Here is a 3490-nt window from a genome sequence, read left to right as displayed (position 1 = left end):
CGTCACCCGTCGTGATGTCGATGATGCTCGCAAGGGTGCGGTAGGCGACCGGGTACTCGGTCGCGGGCAGCACCTTTTCAGCCGTCGTCGACGCGCGCACGTAGGCGGCGACGTCACCGGGCTGGCCCTTGTGGGCGGCGACCTTCACGACGAGCGCGTCCCACTCGTCGTACATGCGCTGCACGTCGGAGTCGAACGCGACGGTGAAGCTCTGGTTAGGCTTCTTGCGCGCGTAAAGCCAGCGCAGCAGGGCCGGTTCCATGATGCCGAGCGCGTCCTTCGGGGTCGGCACGCCACCCTTGCTCGAGCTCATCTTCGCCATGCCCTTGATGCCGACGAACGCATACATCGGGCCGAGCGGGCGCTCCCACCCGAAGATCGGAGCGACGTCCTTGCCGACGACGAAGCTCGAACCGGGGCTCTGGTGATCGACGCCCGACGGCTCGAAGACGACCTTCTCGACCGACCAGCGCATCGGCCAGTCGATCTTCCACACGAGCTTGCCGTTGCGGTGCTCACGCAGGTCGACGGTCTCGGTGTGCCCGCAGCGGCACGTGTACGTGAGGTCGTGCGTGGCGTCGTCATAGGCGGTGACGGTGGTGAAGTCGGTGCCGCACGCCGAGCAGTACGGCTTGTACGGGTAGTAACCGGACGCGCTGCCGCCGTCGTCCTCGGCTGCCGCCCCGGAACCGGCCTCCGCCTCGGCGGCTGCCGCCTGCTCCTCCTCGGACAACACGGGCGCCTTCTTGCCGCCCTTGACGGGCTTGCCGCTGCCGGCGGCGTCGCCGTCAGGCTTCGGCAGGGTGCGGTAGCGCGCGAGGATGGCGTCGAGCTCGTCGCGCTTGCTCATCGCGAAGAGGATCTGATCCGTGTAGACGCCCGCGCCGTACTGTTCGCTCTGGCTGATGCCTCGGTAGACGACGCCGAGCGCGGCGAGGCCCTCCTCGAACTGGGCGCGGAAGTGCTCGGCCCAGCTGCTCGCCGAACTGCCCTTCGGCGCGGGCACGCGCGTCAGCGGCATGCCGATGTACTGCTCGTACGAGGCGTCGACGCCCTCGACGTTCGGCACCTTGCGGTAGCGGTCGAAGTCGTCCCAACTGATGATGTGCTCGCACGCGATGCCGCGGCGACGGATCTCGTCGGCGACGAGGTGCGGCGTCATGACCTCGCGCAGGTTGCCCAGGTGCACCGGGCCCGAGGGGCTGATGCCGGAGGCGACGACGACCTTCGTGCCACGCTTCTCGGCTTCGGCGATCGTCTCGTCGGCAAGTCGCGAAACCCAGTCGGCGTCAGGAGGCAACACAGTCGTCATGGGTTCATTTTAGGCGCCCGGTCAGGGTGGTTCTGACGCGCCCGCAGGGGGCTCTTCGCGCTGACATCGGCAGGATGGCGGACGAGCTGGCCGTGAACCGAAACAGACGGCGCCTCGTCAGAGCTTCGCGAGCCACGTCTCGTGCGAACCGTCGAACGGTGCGGCGCCGTCACGCACCATCGCCATGACAGTGTCGGCAGCGTCACGCGCCGCCGTCACGAGCCGCGGCGGGTAGCTCATCTCGCGGGCGTGCCGCTCGAACTCGTCCTCGTCGTCGAGGTCGAGGTCGCCGTTCGTGCGCTTGACGACGTCGAGGTCGAGGTCGAGCGTGAACGCCTCACCCTGGTTGACGGTCGTCGGCGTCGTGATGTCGACGTAGACGTCGATGTCATGGTCCTTGCCGCCCGGAGCGGTGTTGAAGGTGGCCACCCACCAGGCGTCGTCGGGAACGAGGACGACGAAGTCGCCGTGCGCTGCGAACTCGAGCCCGGGTCGTGCCACACGAGTGCCACCCGTCACCCCGAGCCACAGCCCCTGCGCATCACGACCCAGCACGACGGCGTCGAACCCCCAGTGCTCGTCACCGTTGTACTTGCCGAACTGCAGTCGGATCGCTTCCCTCGCCACACACTCAGCCTACCGGCGGCCCGCCGACGCCAGGACGCACACGAACGCGCCGCAGCGGCCGCAGGGGCCGCAGGGGCCGACTCGTCAGCGAGTCGACCCCTGCGGCGAGGGATGAGAGCGTCAGTCGTTCAGGAGATCGTGACGCACGATGACTTCGTCACGCCCCGGGCCGACGCCGATGACGCTGACGCGCGCGCCGATCTGCCTCTCGACGAACTCGATGTAGCGCTGCGCGTTCTCGGGCAGGTCCTCGAACGTGCGGCAACCGGTGATGTCGGCGTTCCAACCCGGCAGCATCTCGTAGATCGGCTTCGCGTGGTGGAAGTCGGTCTGGTTCTCCGGCATCTCCTCGACGCGCTCGCCGTCGATGTCGTACGCGACGCAGACCGGGATCTCGTCGAAGGTGTCGAGGTTGTCGAGCTTGGTGATGACGAAGTCGGTGACGCCGTTGACGCGCGTTGCATAACGCCCGATGACGGTGTCGAGCCAACCGATGCGGCGCGGGCGCCCCGTCGTCGTGCCGAACTCGCCGCCGATCTCGCGCAGGCGGTCGCCGACCTCGTCGTGCAACTCCGTCGGGAACGGGCCCTCACCGACACGCGTCGTGAACGCCTTGAGGATGGCGATGACGCGGTCGATGCGCGTCGGCGGGATGCCCGCACCGGTGCAGGCGCCCGCCGAGATCGCGTTCGAACTCGTCACGTACGGGTAGGTGCCGTGGTCGACGTCGAGCAGCGTCGCCTGACCGGCCTCGCACAGCACGACCTCGTCGGCGTCGAGCGCCTTGCTCAGCAGCAGCGACGTGTCCTTCACCATCGGGCGCAGCCGCTCGACGTACTGCAGCAGATCCTCGACGACCTCGTCGACCTCGATCGCGCGACGGTTGTACGTCTTCACGAGCAGCTGGTTCTTCGTCTCGAGCGCCGCCTCGACCTTCTGCCGCAGGATCGACTCGTCGAATAGGTCCTGCACGCGGATGCCGATGCGGTTCATCTTGTCGGCGTACGTCGGGCCGATGCCGCGCCCGGTCGTGCCGATCTTGCGGTTGCCGAGGAAGCGCTCTGAGACCTGGTCGATCACCTTGTTGTAGCGCGGGATGAGGTGCGCGTTCGAGGAGATGACGAGCTTGCTCGTGTCGAGACCACGCGCCTCGAGGGCGTCGATCTCCTCGAACAGCACGCCGAGGTCGACGACGACACCGTTCGCGATGACGGGCGTGACACCCGGCGTCAGGATGCCAGACGGCAGCAGGTGCAGCGCGTACTTCTCACCGTCGATGACGACTGTGTGCCCGGCGTTGTTGCCGCCGTTGAACTTCACGACGTGGTCGATTCGGCTTCCGAGAAGGTCGGTGGCCTTGCCCTTGCCTTCGTCGCCCCACTGGGCGCCGACGAGAACGATTGCCGGCATCGGTATCAACTGCCTTTGCGTAGCTGGTGGGCTGACGCCGCTCCCCCGCCACGCTCGACCCCCGGCGCGCGGCGGCCTCGAGCGACGAACCGGGCGTCAACTCTTACCGCCCAAGGTTACCCGCTGGCACGCATCCGTCGC

The 3490-nt window shown here is 67.7% G+C and carries 3 protein-coding genes; all 3 read right to left on the bottom strand.

The window, feature by feature from the left end; genetic code table 11:
• Window positions 1–1312 (bottom strand): lysine--tRNA ligase (gene lysS / locus B2284_RS00320; RefSeq protein ID WP_286697068.1); only part of this gene is annotated, 1312 nt, incomplete at its 3' end.
• Window positions 1313–1429: 117 nt separating this feature from the next.
• The gene (locus B2284_RS00315) at window positions 1430–1939 is read right to left on the bottom strand and encodes a DUF402 domain-containing protein (RefSeq protein WP_115296980.1); all 510 of its coding nucleotides are present in this window, start codon (window positions 1937–1939) and stop codon (window positions 1430–1432) included.
• Window positions 1940–2059: 120 nt separating this feature from the next.
• Complete coding sequence (locus tag B2284_RS00310) at window positions 2060–3349, bottom strand: adenylosuccinate synthase (RefSeq protein WP_074045690.1); 1290 nt, start codon at window positions 3347–3349, stop codon at window positions 2060–2062.
• Window positions 3350–3490: the final 141 nt, after the last annotated feature.

It is taken from the genome of Dermacoccus sp. UBA1591 (assembly GCF_002322065.1).
GTDB lineage: Bacteria > Actinomycetota > Actinomycetes > Actinomycetales > Dermatophilaceae > Dermacoccus > Dermacoccus nishinomiyaensis.
The sequence above is the reverse complement of the archived record's forward strand: the minus strand, read 5'-3'. Positions and strand labels throughout refer to the sequence as shown.

Excerpts from the sequence above, each read along its gene's own strand:
- B2284_RS00310 (WP_074045690.1), bottom strand. The coding sequence starts at position 3,349 with ATGCCGGCAATCGTTCTCGTCGGCGCCCAGTGGGGCGACGAAGGCAAG.